The following is a 20153-nucleotide window of genomic DNA, read 5'->3' as shown; positions in this document are numbered from 1 at the left end:
TACTATGCTTCCCCGTGTTAGAGCGCCAGAATTACCACAAAATTACTCTTGGTTCAATACTGACAAACCCTTGTCTCTTAAACAACTCAAGGGTAGAGTCATAATTTTAGACTTTTGGACATACTGCTGTATAAATTGTCTGCATATTCTGCCAAACCTGAAATATTTAGAACAGAAATATAAAGATAGCCTTACCATTGTTGGTGTCCATTCTGCCAAATTTGACAATGAAAAAGAAACAGAAAATATTCGCCAAGCTATCCTGCGCTACGACGTTGAACACCCAGTTATAGTTGACAGCAATTTTCGACTTTGGGAAGAATATGCTGTACGTGCTTGGCCTACTTTAATAATTATTGATCCAGAAGGTTACGTGATTAGCCAGATTTCTGGTGAAGCAAACCATGACACTTTAGACGAGTTGATTCAAAAATTAATTCAGCAACACCAAGATAAAGGCACAATTAATTTTCAAGAACTTAGTTTGATATTAGAGAAACAGCGCCAGCCATTAATTACTCCCCTAGCTTTTCCTGGTAAAGTTTTAGCTACCCAAGCGGGTTTGTTCATCGCTGACTCTGGACATCATCGCGTGGTTATGAGTAGCTTCGACGGCGAAATTCTGTATTTGATTGGTACTGGAAAATCTGGCTTAACCGATGGTGCTTTTAACGAAGCGCAGTTTTTTGCACCACAGGGAATGGCTTATGATGCAGAAAATCAAATTCTTTATGTTGCTGATACAGAAAATCATACCCTGCGCCGAGTTGATTTGAAGCGTCAAGTTGTAAGTGCGATCGCAGGAACTGGTGAACAAAGCCGGAATATTCATCCTCATGGCGGTGTTGGTTTAGAAACTGCGCTCAATTCCCCTTGGGATTTAGTGAAAGTGGGAAATACCTTATTTATTGCAATGGCTGGGCCACATCAAATCTGGGAAATGGATTTAGAAACTAGCATGATTAAAACTTATGCTGGTACTGGTGCAGAAGCTTGCGTTGATGGTTCACTTACTGAATCTGCCTTTGCTCAACCCAGTGGTATTAGCACCGATGGAAAAGAATTATATATCGCTGACAGTGAAGTTAGTTCAATTCGTGGTGTTGGAATTGTCGAACCGTATCAAGTGCGAACCGTTTGCGGTAGTGGGGGTCTATTTGGTTTTGGTGACGTTGATGGACAAGGTGAAGATGTCCGTTTACAACACTGTTTAGGAGTGGAATTTGCTCAGAATTTTATATGGATTGCAGATACCTATAATCACAAAATTAAATTAGTTAGTCCTAGCGGCAATTGTCAAACAGTCTTAGGAGATGGTATTGCGGGTTTACAAGATGGACAAGGTAAGAATAGCCGATTTTTTGAACCTTCGGGATTGAGTGCTAGCAGTTCATATCTATATATTGCTGATACTAATAATCATGCTATCCGCCGTCTAGATTTGAATACCTTTGAGGTGACAACACTAGAGTTTTTTGGGTTATGTGCGCCGGATATTTGTATTCCGCCAAATTTATAGAATGATAATATGACGCAAAGGCACAAAGAAAAACTCTACGCCTCTGCTTGAGTTTTTAGCGGCTTTAATATCAGTATTATCACTAGATTAATATTAACAATTACCGATTAAAATAGCTAATTAATTTAAAGTATAATACTGCTACTTCCTAATTTAAATTGACTACTGTGATTAATATGAACAAGACATACCAACTATTAGATTTTGATGCTGATGTTCTATTATTTAATAAAGATACATATATTGTTAGCAGATTTAAAGAGTTGATATCTCAAAATTTTATAGAAAAATTTAATACAACATTAGATAATGCTAATAGCACTATTTCAGGAAGTTTTCACAAGTTGTGCATAAACGAGGACAGTTTCCAATCTGAAGATATCACATGGCAATCTTCTAGTAAAGGTATAAACTGTCGAGTTTTCAAAGTTGGCTCTACAGACTGGCAATCAGGGAAACTAATAATAAAAGTATCTACAGAAATTATTTCTCCATGTATACAACATAAATTTGGTAAAGAAAATGGCAAACTGAATATTACTGTAGTGTTAGAATTTTATCCTGATAATCCTAATAAAACTGAATCACCTTTAGATGATCTTCGTAAAATGATACAAGCAACATGAATACTATCCTCCACATTACCAAACGCCAACAATGGGAAGACGCGAAAATACTCGGTAGCTATCGCGCTGATTCGTTAGAAAGTGAAGGTTTTATACATTGTTCAAAAGCAACGCAAATACTCAAAGTTGCAAAGAGATTTTTTAATAATCAAAAAGAATTGGTAATACTTTTGATTGATTCTGAGAAAGTACAAGCTGAAATTCGTTATGAAGAGGCTGAAATCGGCGAATTATTTCCTCACATTTATGGTGAGTTAAATGTTGATGCTGTGTATCAAGTGGTTGATTTTGAAGCTGGGGAAGATGGTTTGTTTGAGTTGCCGTAAGAAGTTATAGATTTAGGATAACGAACCGCAGAGGCGCGGAGAACACGGAGGAGAGATGGAGAGAATTTAAGGTTTGTGGAAATGGCACGAACCACAGGAACAAGTTCAGCACTTAGATCATTTCGACAATGGTTAAGAGAACAAATACAAGACAGCTAGGGTGAATAGAATTTACCCCTATACAAACAAAATTTAAGTCAAAATTAAGGTTTTGAAACCCACCTCTGTCGGCTTTGCTTGTGTAGACTAGGTTTCTAACCACCCAAATAAAGAGATTCCGCGCTTTACTTAAAGAACGGGGAATTAATAATCCAGAGCAATTGTGACCGAATTTAATTTACAAATCCAAGAAAATAGCGAACGCTTGTCTTCTCATATAGAGGATGTAGCACCTAGCATACTTCCCTCCAGTAATACGATACACTGCACCGACACTAAAGGCGATCGCATAGACCGTTTCCTTTCACAAGAATTACCAGATTTATCCCGTTCGCGCATCCAGCAGTTAATCGAACAGGGTAACGTCCAACTTAATGATAAAGTTTGCACTTCTAAGAAGATCAATGTCAAACTAGGCGATCGCATCACTCTAGAAATACCAGAAGCACAACCCCTAGAACTGCTAGCAGAAGATATCCCTTTAGATATCCTCTACGAAGATGACCAATTACTTATTCTCAACAAACCCGCAGGCTTAGTTGTCCATCCCGCACCCGGTCATCCAGATGGCACACTGGTAAATGCTTTATTGGCTCACTGTCCCAATTTACCAGGGATTGGCGGAGTCCAACGTCCGGGAATTGTGCATCGATTGGATAAGGATACAACGGGAGCGATCGCGATCGCAAAAACAGAAGTTGCCCATCATCACCTACAAGCTCAACTCAAAGCTAAAACTGCACGCAGAGAATACTTGGGCGTGGTTTATGGTGCGCCAAAAGTTGAGAGTGGCACAATTGACTTACCCATTGGTCGCCATCCACAAGACCGTAAAAAAATGGCTATTATGCCTATTGAAGAAGGCGGACGATCTGCTGTCACTCATTGGCAAGTATTAGAACGCCTTGGTAATTTCACTTTAATCCGCTTCCAACTAGAGACTGGACGCACCCATCAAATTCGTGTCCATAGCGCCAAAATGGGTCATCCCATTGTCGGCGATCCAGTTTATAGTTCTGGTCACTCAGTGGGCGTAAATTTGTCCGGTCAAGCACTACACGCTTGGCGGCTAAGATTACAGCATCCCCTATCCGGCGAGATGATTGAGGTGACAGCTACCCCTCCCACCCAATTTACAAAACTTTTGGAGATGCTAAAAAGACGGACTACACTTTAGCTCATCCCACGTCTAAAAATAACGCTATTTTTAAAGACATTGGGCATTAACAAAAAACCATACCCCAATGCCCAATGCCCAATGCCCAATGCCCCATTCCCATTAACAACTAGCGTGCATCAGACATGGGATAGAGTCTGTTTCACTAGTTATACCTAAATGAAACTCCTACATAACCCAAGACTCATGCACGCTATAAAATGATCAAAGCGATGTACTAGACAGCCGCCGACCAAAAATTGTTACTTAATTCCAGCTAACTGGCGATAAGGTACAGACTTTTCGATATCGATGTTGAATGACGAGATTCTTTGTGGCGTATTGCCAGTTGCATTGACACTTTGTGCCATATTCAAGAATAGAGCTGGATCGCCAGCTTTTGGCTTTTGCTCTTGTGGAAGGAATCTGCGTACTTCGACCTGCCAAATGATTTGGGGGAAACCCAGTTTGGCACGGTGGTAATCTTCGTATCGCGGAGATTTGATGTTAAATGGCAACTCACCTGTAGATTGAGATGGCAGTATCCGACGGCGCTGATAGGGCACTGTGGAATATCCAAAATTGCTCAGGTACTCTTCAGTGTTGAGAACTTCATCAACAAAGCCTACAATACCCTTGGTAGCGACCACAATTGACCAAGCGATTTTTTCCCGCTCGTTGTATGGGTCACGTCCTAGAACGCGCTGAATTACTTGCTCAACAAAGCGATAATTATTGTTGAGGTCGTAAAAGCTTTTCTTAAAGGTATTGGAAAGCACCAATCCACGAACAAAGTCCCGTACTGTAATTTGTCCATTACGGAGTTGAGACTCTAAATATGTTTCGCGATCGGCAGCAAAAGCATAAAAGAAAAGTTGACGATATGCTGCTTCGATCAGATCGCCTAAATCTGATGGAGACAGGATATTGTCTGTAGTAAAAATCCTGGGCTGTTCATCACCCGGTACTTCATATCCAGCGACACGCTGGTTTTGACTTGAAGGTTCATATTCTAACAGAGGAATTGCCATTCTAAAGCCTCCATGTTCTTAATTAAAGTTAACAACTTTAAATCACATATTAAGGGAGTAGTTGTATCAGAACCTCAGATTCTGATAAAATTTCACGAAACTTAACTAAGGGTGATTTTAAGTATTGGGTATGAAAAACGATTAGCACACTGGATTCAACCCATAGCTAATCAATAAAAAAAGTAGTGCAACTTCCAGCTTAATAGTTACTGTAAATGACTAAAAAATTTTATTCACATATTTCAGATTAGAAGATTGAGTTTCACTTTTTTTAACCGAAGCAATAAAATTTAACATTTAGCAAAAGAAATTAATAGAAGATTGGAAATTGGGCATTGGGCATTAGACATTAGACAATAATTAATAGTTTTTCTTCCAGTGCCTCCCCTACTCCCCTGCTCCCCTGCCCCCCTGCCTCCTGCCCCCTTCAACGACCTATCCAAAATTCCAGAGGATCTATGGTTGACTTACAGTAAGGCCAGCTACGCAAAGTTGCTTCCATTCCTTCCTGCCAGTAGGGTGGTTCTAATCCCAGTCCTAAACATAGATGAGATAGGATGCTAGCAAACTGCTGATTGTGACCAAAGTCTCCTAGATGGGCATGGGCATATTCATGGACGACTACACCAAACCAGTCTTTAGGTGCAACTCGACCGACATCTACCAGAATAGTGATTGGATTTGTGAGAATGTTGCACAGCCCGTCTATACCAAAAGATTGAGCTATGGGGACTGCAAAAATTTGGATGTGGCGACGCTCTTGCGGATGAAAGCACTCATGACAAACCTCTAAGTAGGCGTTGATCTGAGCGTTTACGGTGTTAATATTTTCGCCAATCCAAGTACAAATGGGGATGCGATCGCGCAGGTTATCGAACACATCCACCATCCCCGGCTCTAGGGCAAGTCTCTGCACCCGATGCAGATAATCTTGCCCACGAGTAAAAGCATCACTTTGCTTGAGATAATTCACCAACCCAGAACTGAATAAAACTGTTTTTTTTCTAGAATATCCTGCTCAAGTCTTTCTGTTATCTGTTCTGTGCCGGAAACCTCAACAGAACTTTCGATGCGGCTTTCAGTACAAAACGATGCCGTACTGAAGCCACCAAACCGTTTTACTGTACTGGTTCGCAGTCGCATATTTGGGCTGGCAAACCAGAACCTCTCAATGGAACTCATTGTTTCGTATTCGGTTGTCAACACTAGTCCATCTTCATCATCCATGTGAAAAAGACCGACTACAGGCACAATTTCGGCATAGCCTCTTTCGCGCAGTAATTTGCCAGCCCTGGGGTTATCCTTATCAGGCACGATCGCAAATATAGTTTTCCCCTGATGGTTCTCTTCGTTCTCTCTATCCCAAGCCATTGTGCCTAGCCAACGCACACGTGACCCTCCTACTGAAAGGCTGGGGTCAATTTCGTGATACTGGCACAGTTCAATGATTTCTGGATGATTGGCTTCCAGAGTTTCTACTTGTATATCCGATTCTCCCGTCTCTGAGCGCTTGAACGCCAGATGATGAGTTGCTCGTTGCGATCGCCACTTACCAGCACTTAGCTGAAAAAATTCCATTGCGTCTATCAATCTTCTGACTCCTACTTATGACTCCTGCGGATGATGTTATACGTGTTTTTTCTTTTTACAGTTATTGGTATATAAACATTCTAAACATTACAGCTATTAGCGATCAGCTTCAAGAAACTCCCTACAAAGGGTTAGATAGAGATGTTGTTACACAATTGTAAATTTTTATAATGACTATTCTTTATAGCTTGACAATGTAGACAGTTTAATATCTGAGTGCTAAAATAGTTGAAAGCGATCGTCTTCACATTACTAGTAACAACAGATACCTTCGATTCAGTCAATCAGAGGAGTGAATGATGGATTTCCCAGTCGAATTAACATTAGAGCAACAATTTCGCTTACAAAACTTGAAAGATCAGGTAAAGAGTTTGAGCCAACAAGAAGCTCAAGAATTTTTGTTAGAAGTTTTACGGCAGATGATGGTAAAAGATAATTTGGTCAAACATTTACTAAAACAAGCTTGATAAAGTAAAAAAAAGAATATCCTTTCCTTAAGACTTACGCAGTGGCAAAGTTCCGTTTAAATGCGTAAGTCTTAATTTTTTAGGCATTGGAAGAGGCAGAGAGTAATGGAACAGGCGGCAGAGGGAAAAGAAGGGAAAGAAGTAATTTTTAATTCTTCTCCTTGCACCCTGTGCCTCTCCCAATACCCAAATTAAATATTACAGATTATTACTTTCTCTCTCATAGTAAAGACTAGGGCACTATTGATCCCCTATGTTTTTGTTTGGCTACTCGCAGTTAATTCTGATCGAGAACACGCCAGAAATAATATCCGCCATTTGTGAATATTAAGGAGAACTCATGGTTCTTGATGCTTTTTCCAGAGCTGTAATTGCGGCTGATGCCAAAACCGCTCCTATCGGTGGTGCTGACTTAGCAGCCCTTAAGTCTTTCATTGCTGAAGGCAACAAGCGCCTTGATGCTGTGAATGCGATCGCCAGCAACGCTAGCTGTGCAGTTTCTGATGCCATTGCTGGTATTGCTTGTGAAAACACAGGTTTGCTTCAAGCTGGTGGTAACTTGTACCCCACTCGCCGGATGGCTGCTTGCCTACGTGATGCTGAAATCGTTCTGCGCTATGTAACTTATGCATTATTGGCTGGCGATTCTTCTGTATTAGACGATCGCGCTTTGAACGGTCTGAAAGAAACCTACACAGCTTTGGGCGTACCTACTGGATCTTCTGTACGTGCTTTCCAAATCCTGAAGGCTATCAGCGTTGCTCACATCACCAACACCAATACTGAAGCTAACGCTGGCAAAAGATTCCGCAAGATTGACACTCCTCAAGGCGACTGCTCTGCTCTAGCTGCTGAAGCTGCTAGCTACTTCGATCGCGTTATTTCTGCTCTGAGCTAATTGCTAATCGCTAATGTCTTAAGCCTATTAGTCAAGCCAACTGAAATACAAAACCCGATCACATCTAATCTGGAGTATAAAAAGCAATGAAATCAGTTATCACTACGGTTATTGGATCTGCTGATGCAGCAGGTCGTTTTCCAACCACCTCTGATCTAGAATCCGTTCAAGGTAGCATTCAACGCGCTAGCGCTCGTTTAGAAGCTGCTGAAAAGTTGGCTGCTGGTATTGATGCAGTCGCTAAAGAAGCTTATGATGCTGCTTTTAAGAAATATCCTTACTTGACCCAAGAAGGTGAAGCTGGCGACACTCAAGTTAAAAAAGACAAGTGCTTCCGCGACATCAAGCACTACCTACGCTTGATCAACTACAGCTTAGTTGTGGGCGGTACTGGCCCTCTGGATGAGTGGGGTATTGCAGGCGCTCGTGAAGTTTACCGCTCTTTGGGTCTACCTACTGCTCCCTACGTTACTGCGTTGACTTACACTCGCGATCGCGCTTGTTCTCCTCGTGACTTGTCTCCTCAAGCATTAGGTGAGTTCCGCGCTCTTCTCGACTACGTAATCAACTCCCTTTCATAAGTAATAGGATTTGACTAGACGTAGACGAGCGATCGTCATACTCTAAAACTCAGGGACTCTCAATCTGTTGCTTTGCCTGTATCTGGTTGAGTGATTGATCAAGAGTCCCTCAGTTGTTACTAATTTTTAATTCGTAGTTCGTAATGACGCTCCTGCGTCGCTAACGCTGCGCTAACGTAATTCGTAATTCATGATCGAACTTGGGGGATTTCAACGGAAAAATTTTATTTTATGACAATAGATTCATTATTTGAACAGTTAAAACACCCCAACCCTAATCTGCGAGAACGAGCCATGTGGGAACTGGCTGATGTTCGTGATGAAAATACGATTTCTCGCTTGATGGGTATTTTGGATGAAGAAGATGTGACTTACCGTCGTGCTGCTGTTAAGGCACTTGGTGCTATTGGTACAGATGCTGTCCCATCATTGGTAGATTCATTAGTAAATAGCGAGAATGCAACCATTCGGGGTAGTTGTGCTAAGGCTCTGGCACAGGTTGCTGCTAACCATCCAGATGTTCCTTTCCCGGTTGAGGGGTTAGAGGGATTGAAGACAGCGCTCAACGATCAAAATGCCGTTGTCTATATTGCGTCAGTAATGGCACTGGGTGAAATTGGTTCTCCTGCCTTTGATATTTTGGCTGAAGCTCTAAAAACAATAGATAATGTTGCGCTGGCTGTGGCGATTGTTAATGCACTGGGTTCGATGGGTGATATGCGGGGAGTGGAAGTGTTGACAGCATTAACTAATGATGAATCTGCCGATCCGTATGTTCGTGAATCAGCAGTGAGTGCTTTGCCCCGATTAGATCAGGTGATTAATTATAAAAGAGGATAGCGATCGCACTCTTCTTCTGTCTAAATTATCTTGGAGCAACTTCAGCCAGTAGACTGCTATAAGCAAATTGGTCAAAAGTACTGGTCATTACCAAGCATTTTCCTCTAACTGTCTCTCAATTTGAGAAATCGCCAACTCGATCACCGCCTGAACTCCTGCTTCCTGTTCTTGGGTTAATGCGGCTTGTAGGGGTTCTAAAGCAGTGCGATCGCCAATTTTCATTAATGCTAGAGCCGCCGCTTTTCGGGTTTCCCAATCGGGATGATGCAGTAACTCAACTAGATTAGGAATCGCGGGTTGATAAGCCAGACTACCCAAAGCAGATGCCGCTTCACACCGCACCATTAGAGATGAATCGGTGAGAGCGTTCACTAGAATGTGAAATGCTCCTTCTTCAGTAACTTCTTCAGCAATTTTAGCGATCGCACCCACCACCGCAGCGCGAACATCGGCCGAGTCTGAGTTAATTTCTCGATATAAATGCTCCTTCGCCTCTGCTCCAATAAATCCCAGCGCCCACACAGCATGTCCTTTAGCACTTTCTGGATACTCTGTTGACGCTAAGATTTTTAGCAATGCTGGCACAGCTGCCTCACCAATTTTGGCAAGCCCTCCCACGGCCGAAGTTTTGACCACTGTATCTTCATCATTTAGGAGGGCATTAACCAAGGTGGGAACTGCGATCGGATCGGCAATCAGTGTCAGGGTTTTGGCGCTGGCTCTGCGGACAACTGGGTTGGGGTGATTTGCCACAGCTTCCATTAACAAAGGGGTCGCTGGTTTACCAACTTTACCCAGCGCCTCTGCAAAACTCAACCTAACCATCCCCCGTGAGTCTCCCATACTCTCAATCATCTTCTTGAGTAGCTCTTGATCGTCAGGGTTGAAGGAGTTTAAGCCTAATTGCTCATTCACTGCTGCTAGTATTGCATCGGTTTCTGCCTGGGAAAGATGTAACGAATCCTCCCCGGATTGAGTTTTGGAGTCGAGCATTATGACTTCTAGCTAAATTATCAAGATGATTACTAGTTATTGACGCTCAGAGCAGCTTGCTGATTACGCAGTTCCTGGAGAGCAGAATCAATTTTGGCAAGTTCAGGCTCCAGTTGTGCCATAACATTAACTCTCATCAACTTCGCTCGTTTTGCTGTTTCTGTAGTTTCTTGAACTAGACGTTCCCGATATAGCTCAAGTTCTGCAATCACTTCCGCGACATCTTGAGGAGTTATGTTATCGGTTGTTGTGAATTCTGAGGTTTCATCCATAACTTTTGTTTCCTAAATGCGTGTTTATATGAATGATGTGTAGTTAGTGTTCGACTATCGTTTATATTTGGTTACTTGCTAAAGATCAGCACTTAGCAGATACATGAAATTGCACGATTGGCAAGAGGTAACTCAACTAGTCGCTGACAAATGCATATATTCCGATCTTCTCAGATCGCGTTACCACTGGTAAAGCTTTTTGATAGAAATCTTCAAAAGTCAACTTAACGCGAAACGGGCGGTTAGAAACCGCTTCTACACAAACAAAACCCACCTTCGTGGGTTTCAAAACCTTAATTAGACTTTAGTCCGAGGAGGCGAACTTTGCCTGTATAGCCGTGAATTCCATTTGCCAGGGCTTAAGTTGACACCAATGAGCAATGCTGTGCCCCTACAGCAATGTCTATTTACGATCGCACAATTCCCATTCCCCATTCCCCATTCCCAATTATTTTAAGATGTTTCCTCTAGTGGAAAAATATCTCCTCGCAAGTAGGATTCAAAATTTTTCTTAAAGTATTGAATGCTCGTCACATTAGGTTCATCACTTTCTGTTGGTGTGAATTCATAAATTGGTACCTTTTCCCTCACCAACTCGACCAAGCTAGGATGAAGCTGCTCAAAAGAATCTACTCTAAATATTGTTGTTTCAAATCTTAATTTAGCTGGATGAGCATAACCTAACTTCATCCAGGGCAACCAAGGACAGTCTCTCGCCCATTTTGCCGGCGGGACTTCAGTGGCATTAGGTCGGCAGGTATTTGATATAAAGTATTCAACTCCCTTAAACTTTTCTCCAGGGCAATAATCTAAATATTTACTATCTCCTGCTAAAGGATGTGGGTATTCTAAAGGGATTTCCATAACCGAGGTAATATATCCCTTGCCTTTGGGTATAACAAATTTCTTTGGTTTGACTGAACCTTGGACAATGCGGTTAGCAATGTGAACTACTGGTACTGGTTGACTTGCTGTTGGTGACTTCCAAAAGTGCAGAATTTCTTGAGTATCTGGATCGCAAAATAAACCCAACTCTCTATTGATGCGATACCCGACTTCGCCATGTTCAGGATCGGGTTTGAGAAATACTTTGGTAGCATTCATCCCAATAATAGAAAACAATTTTTCTTTTGGCTTGTCTGGTGTTTCTTGCCACCAAATTTCCCCAGACCAGTTGTAATAAAGCTGTAACCCATGATTTTTTCTGTAAAAATCGAGGTTATTAAATTCATAATCATCTGAATAATCATTCATATATAAGCATCCGCTTTTATTTGTGAACTAATTTGGCTTAAAAGGCAATAGGCAACGGGAAAAAAGACTTTTTTGTTGTACGTAACTTCGCAAAAATTAAATATGAGTCTTATAGGACTCTTATCATTTTAAAATGACTACGAAGATGCAAAGCGGTTTGTCGCTAGACATAGCAACGTTCATCTAACAGAGCTTACACAAAAAAATTTTGCAGTCCCCAGTCCCTAGTACGATAGTAAACATGAACTCTGAGCAATTATCCACTAGCCATTTATAGATCAATGGATAAACGTTTTTTTAAAATGTTTGGGCTAACAGAAGAACAAGCGATCGCAATTATCGATACACCATTAGAACAACTCGAAGACGCTTCTGATAAGTATATTGCTGTTTCCCATCTGATTAATTATCCCACTGAACAGTCGATCGCGGCTTTGGTACGAGCGATTGAAAATAGTAATCCTGATGAGTTAGACCATCGTATTGTCCGACGCAAGGCTGTGGAAAGCCTGGGGCGATTGCAGGCTGAATCAGCTTTACCTGTAATTCGGCAGTGTCTTAAAGATGATGATATTTATACTGTTGAAAATACTGTGTGGGCGATCGGAGAAATCGGGACTAAAGATCCAGAAATTCTTGAAGAAGTGGCACAACTACTGGATAAACCGGGTCAAATTTATCGAGTTATTATTCACACTTTAGCGAATGCTGACTATCAGCCATCTCTAGAACGTGTAAATAAATTTACTCAAGCTAAAGACGAACCTACGCGTAGTGCTGCGATCGCTACAGTTTGTCGTTTTAGCGGTGACTACTCCCAAATCACTGAGGTGATGGCGCTGCTGCAAAGTTCTAGCGTCAATTCACGGCGCGGTTGCATTCAAGACTTGATTGATGCACGCTACTACAAAGCCATCCCAGAAATTGCTCGTTGTCCTGTATCTTTGGTGTTTCGCTTGCGAGGATTGCGAATGCTTTTGGATGCAGGCGTTCCCAGTGGTGAAATTACCTTTACAGAAATTCAACCTTACTTAGAAAAAGTACTTTACGATCATCCTAACGACCTTGATTTAGTACATGAGTATGATGCGATCCCTGTATTAGATTTTGTCATTAATGAACTCTACGAAACTGATTTTGGACGCTGCTATTTGGCGACAAAAACTTTACTAGATATCTATCCCCAAGAAGCACCTCAAGCACTTTTAACAACTTATGGGGATAAAGCATATAACGATTATGGCGCTCATTATCATGTCATGAAACTTTTCGGTTGGCTGAAATATGCTCCCGCCTACGATTTGTTAATAGAAAACCTGCACAACCGCGAACCTCAGTTTCAGAAATCTCGTGCGGCGTGTGCGATCGCTCTTGGTGAATTGGGTGATGCACGAGCAATTCCTGAAATCAAAATTTGTCTCAATACCCCTATTTGGGATTTAAAATATGCTTGTTTATTGGCGCTAGACCGCTTAGGATATTCCTCTGGTCGGCAAATTTGCGCTAATGATGGTGACTGGTTAATTAGAGCGAAAGCGACGAGTAATCAATATATGAATTCGACGGCTTATATTGTCTAACTAATTAGCTGAATGAAAAGACCTCTCCCTGGCTTTACTAAGTAAAACCTTCCCTCTCCGAGTCGGCTACCGTGTACACACAAATCATCTGATCCCCCTAAATCCCCCTTAAAAAGGGGGACTTGAAGAAATTTCCCCCCTTTTTAAGGGGGGTTAGGGGGGATCGAAACACTGTTAGACAACTTTATAAGACTTGTGTGTACACCGTAGCTCCGAGTCGGAGAGGGACAGACTTGAACTTTAGTTCAAGGTAGGGAGAGGTTCGTGGAACTCACTAGTCATAAATGCTAGGGACGCAGAAATGTACGCCCCTGCCAGTTTAGGATTTACTAGTGGTAACTGCTTCGTTTAACACTAACTCTGGTTTTGCTGTCTCCTCTTCTTCTGGCAAACCATAAATTGACCTGTACAACTTGACGTACTCTTTAGCAGATTTATACCAACTAAAATCTTCATTCATGCCCCGTTTTTGTAGTTCTTGCCATTGCGGTTTGAAACGGAAGCCTTCCCAAGCTCGGATCATACAAGTGAAAAGGTCTAGCGGTTCATAGCGGTCAAAGCAATAACCAGTACCTGCGGCATTTTCGGGGTCGTGATGGCTTACGGTGTCAACTAATCCACCTGTGCGGCGAACAATAGGTACAGAACCGTAGCGCAAAGACATCATTTGGCTAATACCGCATGGTTCAAAACGACTAGGCATTAAGAAAGCGTCAGTACCGGCGTAGATCCGACGGGACAGGGCATCGTTATACAGTAAGTAAGTTGCCATGCGTCCGGGAAAACGGGATGCTAATTGCCACATCTGAGTTTCATAGTAGCGATCGCCTGTTCCCAACAAAACAAACTGTGCATCTGTATAAGATAGAAAGCGATCGAGGATTTGCAATATCAAATCAATGCCTTTTTGTTCCACTAATCGGGTAACAATCCCAATTAAAAAGGCTTTGGAGTTGACTTCTAATCCTACTTCTTCTTGCAAAGCAATTTTGTTGGCTTTGCGTTTATCTAAAGTATCAGCAGTGAAGGTTTGGGCAATATATTTGTCATTTTCGGGATTATAAACTTCGGTATCAATCCCGTTGATAATCCCAGATAACTTACCGCTAATAAAGGACAGCAAACCTTCTAATGTTTCACCATAAGCGGCTGTCTTGATTTGCTCGGCATAAGTGGGCGAAACTGTATTTACCTTATTGGCAAATTGTACTGCTGCGGCCATTGTGTTGTGTCCTTGCATATACCAAGGACACCAAGTAATTTTTTCTAAATACCAACGCCAGGGCCCTTGATAAGCCAGGTTATGAATGGTAAAGACTGTGGTGATATCTGGATCTTGGTGCATCCACACCGGAATCATCCCCGTATGCCAGTCATGACAATGGATAATTTCTGGTTTCCAGTAATTCCAGGCAAACTCGGCTGCACCATTGGAAAAGAAAGTGAACCGCCAGTCTTCATCATCTCCAGAATAAATGCGGCGAGGTAGGAAGACGGGATGTCCAAATAAGTACAAGGGAACATCAGTACCAGGCAGAACGCTTTCATAAACAGCAAATTCCTGGAACATGGCAGACCCCCGCCAGATGGGTTCTTTGGGAATTTCCATTTTGTCTGGCAGGAAGCCATAGTAAGGCAAGAATATTCGCACATCATGCCCCATTTCTCTCAGAAATTTGGGTAATGCCCCAACAACATCACCCATTCCTCCTACTTTCGCAATGGGTGCTGCTTCTGCTGCAACAAATAGAATCCGCATGGTAATTTTTGCTTCCCCGATTCTGTCTATAAATTGTCAAATTAACTTGATGATCGTGACCAACGCAATTTGTCGCGTCTTTGGTACAACGACGATCAATTCTTATCTAATCACATCGGCTTGCCCAATTGCTTAGGAACCGCGTTGAATGACCGCAAAAATTTCTGATAAAATTTCTTGCGCTCCCTGTTGCCGTAATAACTCTGCTAGTTCTATGCCTAACGCTTCGGCATTGTTGGCAATTCCAGTGACGGTATCTTTTACCAACTTTTGACCATCTATACTGGCAACTATGCCTGTTAAGGTCAAATTCTCACCAGATATTTCTGTATTTACACCAATAGGTACTTGACATCCGCCTTCTAAAGAGCGTAGAAAAGAACGTTCGGCAAGACAGCGATCGCGTGTTGCAGGATGTTCGATGGCTTTGAGTAGAGTTAGCAATTCACTATCATCAGCACGACATTCTATCCCTAATGCACCTTGTCCAACGGCGTGGAGAGAGATTTCTTTGGGGATAATTTGATGAACGCGATCGCTCATTCCTAATCTTTCTAATCCTGCGGCTGCCAAAATTAAGGCATCGTATTCGCCTGCATCCAGTTTTGCCAATCGTGTAATCAAATTTCCCCGCACATCTTTAAAAGTAAAGTGGGGGAAGTGGTGGCGTAACTGTGCTAACCGCCGCAGCGAAGATGTCCCAATTACTGCACCTTCGGGTAAAGTATCGATTTGTTTATCTTTGTGCTTTTCATGCACAACTAAGGCATCGGCTGGATTTTCCCGTTCAGTAATTGCTGCCAGTGTCAATCCTTCTGGTAAGTTAGTCGGCAAATCCTTGAGGGAATGAACCGCAAAGTCAATCTCTTGATTGAGCATTCCAACTTCAAGTTCTTTAGTAAAAAGTCCTTTATCGCCAATCTTAGCTAATGCTACATCAAGGATTTTGTCGCCTTGGGTAGACATGGTGTGGACTTCAAAAGTGATATCAGGAAAGCTTTTTTGGAGTTGCTCTTGTACCCAATAGGTTTGAACTAGAGCAAGTTGGCTTTTGCGTGAACCGATCCGAATAGTGCGTGGGGGACTAGAAACAACTGAAGTCATAAAACAATATATCAAACAAGGCGATAAATTCACTCTCATCTAGACTACCGTAGTCAGGGACTCATAAGAATTTTGGGTTTTAGATTTTGGATTTTGGATTACAATTCTTTACCAAAAGCTGGTTTGAGGAATCTCGAACAATACTAATTAGACTTATCTTTTAGTGGAAGAGCGATCGCACAAGTTGTACCAATTCCTATTTCACTAGTGATGTTAATATGACCCTGGTGTAAGTCCACACACTTTTTCACCACTACCAATCCTAATCCAGTACCAGGAATGCTTTTGACATTTTTGCCACGATGAAACGGCTCAAACAGCTGCTTTTGATCCGCTAACGGAATCCCAATACCCCGATCTTTCACCTGGAGAATCACCGTATCTGATTTAAACTCCAGACTAAGATGAACATTCCCCCCTTCAGGAGAATATTTAATCGCATTCAGCAGTAAATTAGAGAGAATAGAACGCAACAACCTTTCATCTACTGAGGCAGGAACAGCTTTTCCTTGGCAAACAAAGCTAAGTGTGTGCCTCTCACCAGTACTTAGGCGCATTTCTTCGACAAAATCACTGCAAAATTCTTCTAAATCTAGGAGTTTAGGATTAAATTCTAGTTTTCCAGTTTCGGCTCGGTTAATGGTTAAAATATCATCTAATATTTGAACCATATTTTTGACAGAGAGTTGAATTCTCTGCAAGTTTCTCAGTCGCTTAGAAGAGTTATCCCATTCATCCTGACAGCTTTCTAGCAATTGAGCCGCTACTAAGGCAGTACTTAGAGGTGTACGAAACTCGTGAGATGCCATTGAGAAAAAACGTGTTTTCAGCACACTAAGTTCTCTCTCTCGCTCTAGCGCCATCCGAATTTCATCTAACCGCTTGCGCCCTGTAATGTCACGTTGTACTGATATCCAGTGGGTATACCAGCCATTTTGATCGGCTACGGGGACAATGCTAAATTCATTCCAGAATTCCGAGCCGTCTTTGCGGTAGTTAATTACCTGAACGGTAACTGTTTCCCAACGAGAAAGAGCAGTCCAAACTTTATCTAGTTCCGCCCGACTTGTTTTTGCTCCTTGAAGGATACGGGGCGTTTTACCTAAAACTTCTTGCAGGCTGTAACCTGTGATTCGGGTAAATGCTTCATTAACATAGATAATATTTGGCCCCGGTTCGCCAACAGGTTGAGCCTCAGTGATCACTACAGCATCATTTGTATTTACAACCACAGATTGCAGCAACCTTACCTGTTCTTCCTGCTGCTTTTGGTGTGTGATATCAGCAATCACTGCCACCATACCGTTGATACTATCGTCACTATCATGCAAGGGAGCAGCAGAGAAAACTATATCGATCGCAGTGCCATCTTTTTTAAAGCGGCGCAATTCCACTCTGGTATAAGTTGTTCCTTGTAATATACTTTCTTGCAGAGTGTTGTATTCTTCTAATTGATCGTCTAAAAAAATTGGGTTAGGATGGTCGATTACCTCCGCCTCTGTCCAGCCAAACATCCGTTCAGCAGCCGGATTCCAGATTTTCACATTCCCTTCTAAATCAAGTGTGAAAATAGCGCGAGGAGAGGCAGTAATCAAAGCTTGCAATGCTGCTTGGGTGCGTTGACGTTCAGCTATTTCTGCTCTGAGAGAGACATTAGCTTTGGCTAACTCTTGAGTCCGTTGTTGAACGCGGTGTTCTAATTCAGCATTGAGTGTTTGTAGCTGCTTGTAAAGTTCTGATTGTTGAATAGCGATCGCCACCTGGGTTGCAAGTTGCTTCATCAATTCAATTTCCCAAGATTCCCATACGCGGGTGCGATCGCACTGATGAGCAATCAATAAGCCCCAAAGATAAGGGGAAGAAGCAGGAGTTTTGCGATCGCGTTGTTTATCTGCTTCCCGATTCTCTTGGAGAATTGGCACTACTAACTTGGCTTTGACACCAAATTGTTTCACGAAGTCTGCCAGACATGATTCGACATCAGCTTGTTCAACATTAGCGATCGCGCGGGTTTTCCCCAATGAATACGCTTGGTGATATTCTCTCGGAAACACTTCTTCTGGAAAGGTTTCTCCTAAAATTCTTGTATATTCAGGTAAAACTGTTTCAGTAATTGCGCTACCCGTCCCATCTTCCCAAAGGCGATAAATTAACACCCGATCTGCTTGAAGAAACTCGCGCACTTCTGAAACTGTGGTAGTCAGAACCTCCTCTAACTCCAAAGACTCACGAATATGTTGAGCAATCTGGTTTACCAACCGTTCCCGCTCAGTTTGTTGCCGCAGGATCACTTCTGCTCGTTGCCTTCTAGTTACTTCTAGGTTGAGAAAATAGTAAATTATCCCTAATGCAATAATGCTAAAGCCAACACCGATTGGAGCGAGATTGATAATACTAAAATCGGGCATGGATAAGAAAAATTACAGGCATCTGATTTAGTTTACTGTTTTCTGCTCATCCATTAGTTCCGAACGTTGATAAACTGGATGTAGGACTTTCGGAGTGGCAGAAATCATGAGTGTTGCAAAATCTGCATCCCTAACCCTAGAAGAATTTTTGAAATTACCAGAAACAAAGCCTGCAAGTATTTATATTGATGGTGAGATTATCCAAAAACCAATGCCGAAAACTCGCCACTCCCGACTTCAGGGTAAGTTGATTAATGGGATTAATGAAGTCACAGAGAAAAAGCAAATCGCTTATGCTTTTCCAGAGTTGCGTTGTACTTTTGGTGGTCGCTCAATTGTTCCAGATGTAGCGGTTATTCGTTGGCAACAAATTGAGTTTGACGATAACGGAGAACCTGTAGATGATGTGTTAATTGCTCCAAACTGGACAATTGAAATTCTTTCTCCAGATCAAAGTTCTAATCGAGTTACCAATAATATTTTACACTGCCTAAAATATGGTTGTCAGCTAGGATGGTTAATCGATCCTGATGATCGCTCAGTTCTCATATTTAAACCACATCAACAACCAGAATTTTGTCATAGAGAAGATAGATTGACTGTTCTAGATGGTGTTGATTTAGAGTTGACAGTAGAACAAGTATTTGGATGGTTAAAGATGAAAGCAGAGTGAGAATATATATATTAGAATTACCGCTAAATAATCGGTTTCTAGTTCTAAATACTCACAATTAAACTTACTGATATAGCCAAATCTGAAATGCTTGTGGGTAAATTGTACCTCCAGTTAATGTGGTTTTTGAAGCATAATCTCCATCTTGAGGATATCTAAATATTATAAGTTGTCGCTTTCTAAGATTAACTACCCAATACTCAGGAATTTCTACTTCAGCATAGACTTTAGTTTTTATTTGTAAGTCCTTATCTAAGCTGGAATCTGAATATTTGATCAACCAAAAGATATTTTCAGGATAGGGATGATGTTCTAAATATTCACGTCTCAATCTTTGTACAACAGCAATATCAGGCTCAGGTTCAGAATTGTTAGGAAGGGTAATCGGTTTACTAGGGCGAACTGTGGCACGATTGTCTAAAAGTTGAATCAGATACTCCTCAGCTTCACTGCTGAAGTAGGCATGAGGTTCTCCTTTCGGTGGCATTTCTACTATTTCTCCCTTTAGTAGTTCTAGACGCCGATCATCTAGTATACCTGCCGCAATCATCTGGTGATATTCATCTATTGTCCACTTAACTGGAGTTACGGTCATAGAGACAATTTTTTATTACCTAATAACATACGTATTAACGTAATTATATAAGTCGCTATAAATCAAAGCAAATTAACAATTTTTATCAAATCTAGTGTACAAACCACCATACTTAAACCAGTATTGCCTTAACTGATGACAAGGTGTAAACAAACTGGCTTTGACACGATAAAGAAGAACCTGTCGATGGTCGCCCATCCAAATTTTGTCAATCGGCTCAACAGAAATTAATGTTCCTCCTAGAGCGGCTATACAGTCAGTAAATCTATCAACGCAAGAATAGTCTATAGTTTCAAATATAAAAAAGTGACCGGAACATATT

Annotated in this window: 19 protein-coding genes and 1 pseudogene; 10 read left to right on the top strand and 10 right to left on the bottom strand. The window is 41.7% G+C overall.

Annotated elements, in window-relative coordinates:
- The first annotated feature begins 4 nt into the window (after positions 1 to 4).
- From IQ274_RS16395 to IQ274_RS16380, 4 genes are all read left to right on the top strand, one after another.
- On the top strand, positions 5 to 1519 hold the full coding sequence (locus IQ274_RS16395; protein ID WP_194142881.1) for a thioredoxin-like domain-containing protein: 1515 nt from the start codon (positions 5 to 7) through the stop codon (positions 1517 to 1519).
- A 176-nt stretch (positions 1520 to 1695) separates the two neighbouring features.
- Positions 1696 to 2145: a KGK domain-containing protein gene (locus IQ274_RS16390; protein ID WP_190963773.1), complete on the top strand. Its 450-nt coding sequence runs from the start codon at positions 1696 to 1698 to the stop codon at positions 2143 to 2145.
- Complete coding sequence (locus IQ274_RS16385; protein WP_194142880.1) at positions 2142 to 2471, top strand: DUF952 domain-containing protein; 330 nt, start codon at positions 2142 to 2144, stop codon at positions 2469 to 2471. Before IQ274_RS16390 ends, IQ274_RS16385 begins: the two co-directional genes overlap by 4 nt.
- A 418-nt stretch (positions 2472 to 2889) precedes the next feature.
- Positions 2890 to 3807 (top strand): RluA family pseudouridine synthase, encoded by a 918-nt coding sequence (locus IQ274_RS16380; RefSeq protein ID WP_194142907.1) that lies wholly within the window; start codon positions 2890 to 2892, stop codon positions 3805 to 3807.
- 242 nt (positions 3808 to 4049) lie between these two features.
- Here the strand turns inward: IQ274_RS16380 and IQ274_RS16375 are convergent, their stop codons facing one another.
- The 3 genes from IQ274_RS16375 to IQ274_RS16365 form a co-directional block, all read right to left on the bottom strand.
- Complete coding sequence (locus tag IQ274_RS16375; RefSeq protein ID WP_163930099.1) at positions 4050 to 4817, bottom strand: phycobilisome rod-core linker polypeptide; 768 nt, start codon at positions 4815 to 4817, stop codon at positions 4050 to 4052.
- Between the two features lie 427 nt (positions 4818 to 5244).
- On the bottom strand, positions 5245 to 5790 hold the full coding sequence (locus IQ274_RS16370; RefSeq protein ID WP_194142879.1) for a hypothetical protein: 546 nt from the start codon (positions 5788 to 5790) through the stop codon (positions 5245 to 5247).
- Positions 5787 to 6404, bottom strand: coding sequence for a phycobiliprotein lyase (locus tag IQ274_RS16365; protein ID WP_194142906.1), 618 nt, complete (start codon positions 6402 to 6404; stop codon positions 5787 to 5789). The genes IQ274_RS16370 and IQ274_RS16365 overlap by 4 nt, the downstream gene beginning before the upstream one ends.
- 299 nt (positions 6405 to 6703) lie before the next feature.
- On the opposite strand from IQ274_RS16365, the gene IQ274_RS16360 reads away from it, so the two are divergent.
- From IQ274_RS16360 to IQ274_RS16345, 4 genes are all read left to right on the top strand, one after another.
- A complete protein-coding gene (locus IQ274_RS16360; RefSeq protein WP_012410163.1) occupies positions 6704 to 6874 on the top strand; it encodes an NblA/ycf18 family protein in 171 nt (56 codons plus the stop codon).
- A gap of 340 nt (positions 6875 to 7214) precedes the next feature.
- Positions 7215 to 7772, top strand: coding sequence for a bleomycin hydrolase (locus tag IQ274_RS16355; RefSeq protein WP_163935266.1), 558 nt, complete (start codon positions 7215 to 7217; stop codon positions 7770 to 7772).
- An 86-nt stretch (positions 7773 to 7858) separates the two neighbouring features.
- Complete coding sequence (locus tag IQ274_RS16350; protein WP_012410161.1) at positions 7859 to 8353, top strand: bleomycin hydrolase; 495 nt, start codon at positions 7859 to 7861, stop codon at positions 8351 to 8353.
- 231 nt (positions 8354 to 8584) lie between these two features.
- The gene (locus tag IQ274_RS16345; protein WP_194142878.1) at positions 8585 to 9193 is read left to right on the top strand and encodes a HEAT repeat domain-containing protein; all 609 of its coding nucleotides are present in this window, start codon (positions 8585 to 8587) and stop codon (positions 9191 to 9193) included.
- Positions 9194 to 9280: 87 nt separating this feature from the next.
- Here the strand turns inward: IQ274_RS16345 and IQ274_RS16340 are convergent, their stop codons facing one another.
- The 3 genes from IQ274_RS16340 to IQ274_RS16330 form a co-directional block, all read right to left on the bottom strand.
- Positions 9281 to 10186, bottom strand: a complete 906-nt coding sequence (locus IQ274_RS16340; protein ID WP_194142877.1) for a HEAT repeat domain-containing protein — start codon at positions 10184 to 10186, stop codon at positions 9281 to 9283.
- A gap of 32 nt (positions 10187 to 10218) precedes the next feature.
- Complete coding sequence (locus IQ274_RS16335) at positions 10219 to 10458, bottom strand: hypothetical protein (protein WP_163935259.1); 240 nt, start codon at positions 10456 to 10458, stop codon at positions 10219 to 10221.
- 453 nt (positions 10459 to 10911) lie between these two features.
- Positions 10912 to 11712 (bottom strand): DUF1838 family protein, encoded by an 801-nt coding sequence (locus IQ274_RS16330; RefSeq protein ID WP_194142876.1) that lies wholly within the window; start codon positions 11710 to 11712, stop codon positions 10912 to 10914.
- 281 nt (positions 11713 to 11993) lie between these two features.
- Between IQ274_RS16330 and IQ274_RS16325 the strand changes: the two genes are divergently transcribed.
- Positions 11994 to 13292, top strand: a complete 1299-nt coding sequence (locus tag IQ274_RS16325; protein ID WP_194142875.1) for a HEAT repeat domain-containing protein — start codon at positions 11994 to 11996, stop codon at positions 13290 to 13292.
- 319 nt (positions 13293 to 13611) lie between these two features.
- On the opposite strand, the gene glgA is transcribed toward IQ274_RS16325, so the two are convergent.
- The 3 genes from glgA to IQ274_RS16310 form a co-directional block, all read right to left on the bottom strand.
- Positions 13612 to 15051, bottom strand: a complete 1440-nt coding sequence (gene glgA, locus IQ274_RS16320; protein WP_163935250.1) for a glycogen synthase GlgA — start codon at positions 15049 to 15051, stop codon at positions 13612 to 13614.
- Between the two features lie 132 nt (positions 15052 to 15183).
- Positions 15184 to 16155, bottom strand: coding sequence for a hydroxymethylbilane synthase (gene hemC / locus IQ274_RS16315; RefSeq protein ID WP_179074031.1), 972 nt, complete (start codon positions 16153 to 16155; stop codon positions 15184 to 15186).
- A gap of 143 nt (positions 16156 to 16298) precedes the next feature.
- The gene (locus IQ274_RS16310) at positions 16299 to 18563 is read right to left on the bottom strand and encodes a PAS domain S-box protein (RefSeq protein WP_194142874.1); all 2265 of its coding nucleotides are present in this window, start codon (positions 18561 to 18563) and stop codon (positions 16299 to 16301) included.
- Positions 18564 to 18669: 106 nt separating this feature from the next.
- Here IQ274_RS16310 and IQ274_RS16305 point away from each other — a divergent pair, with 106 nt between their 5' ends.
- Positions 18670 to 19236, top strand: coding sequence for a Uma2 family endonuclease (locus IQ274_RS16305; RefSeq protein WP_194142873.1), 567 nt, complete (start codon positions 18670 to 18672; stop codon positions 19234 to 19236).
- 44 nt (positions 19237 to 19280) lie between these two features.
- On the opposite strand, the pseudogene IQ274_RS16300 reads toward IQ274_RS16305, so the two are convergent.
- Positions 19281 to 19831 (bottom strand): annotated as a pseudogene (locus tag IQ274_RS16300) (Uma2 family endonuclease).
- Positions 19832 to 20153 lie beyond the last annotated feature (322 nt).

The sequence above is a fragment of the Nostoc sp. LEGE 12447 genome, assembly GCF_015206985.1.
Classification (GTDB): domain Bacteria; phylum Cyanobacteriota; class Cyanobacteriia; order Cyanobacteriales; family Nostocaceae; genus Nostoc.
This window is presented reverse-complemented; position numbering and strand designations above follow the sequence as displayed.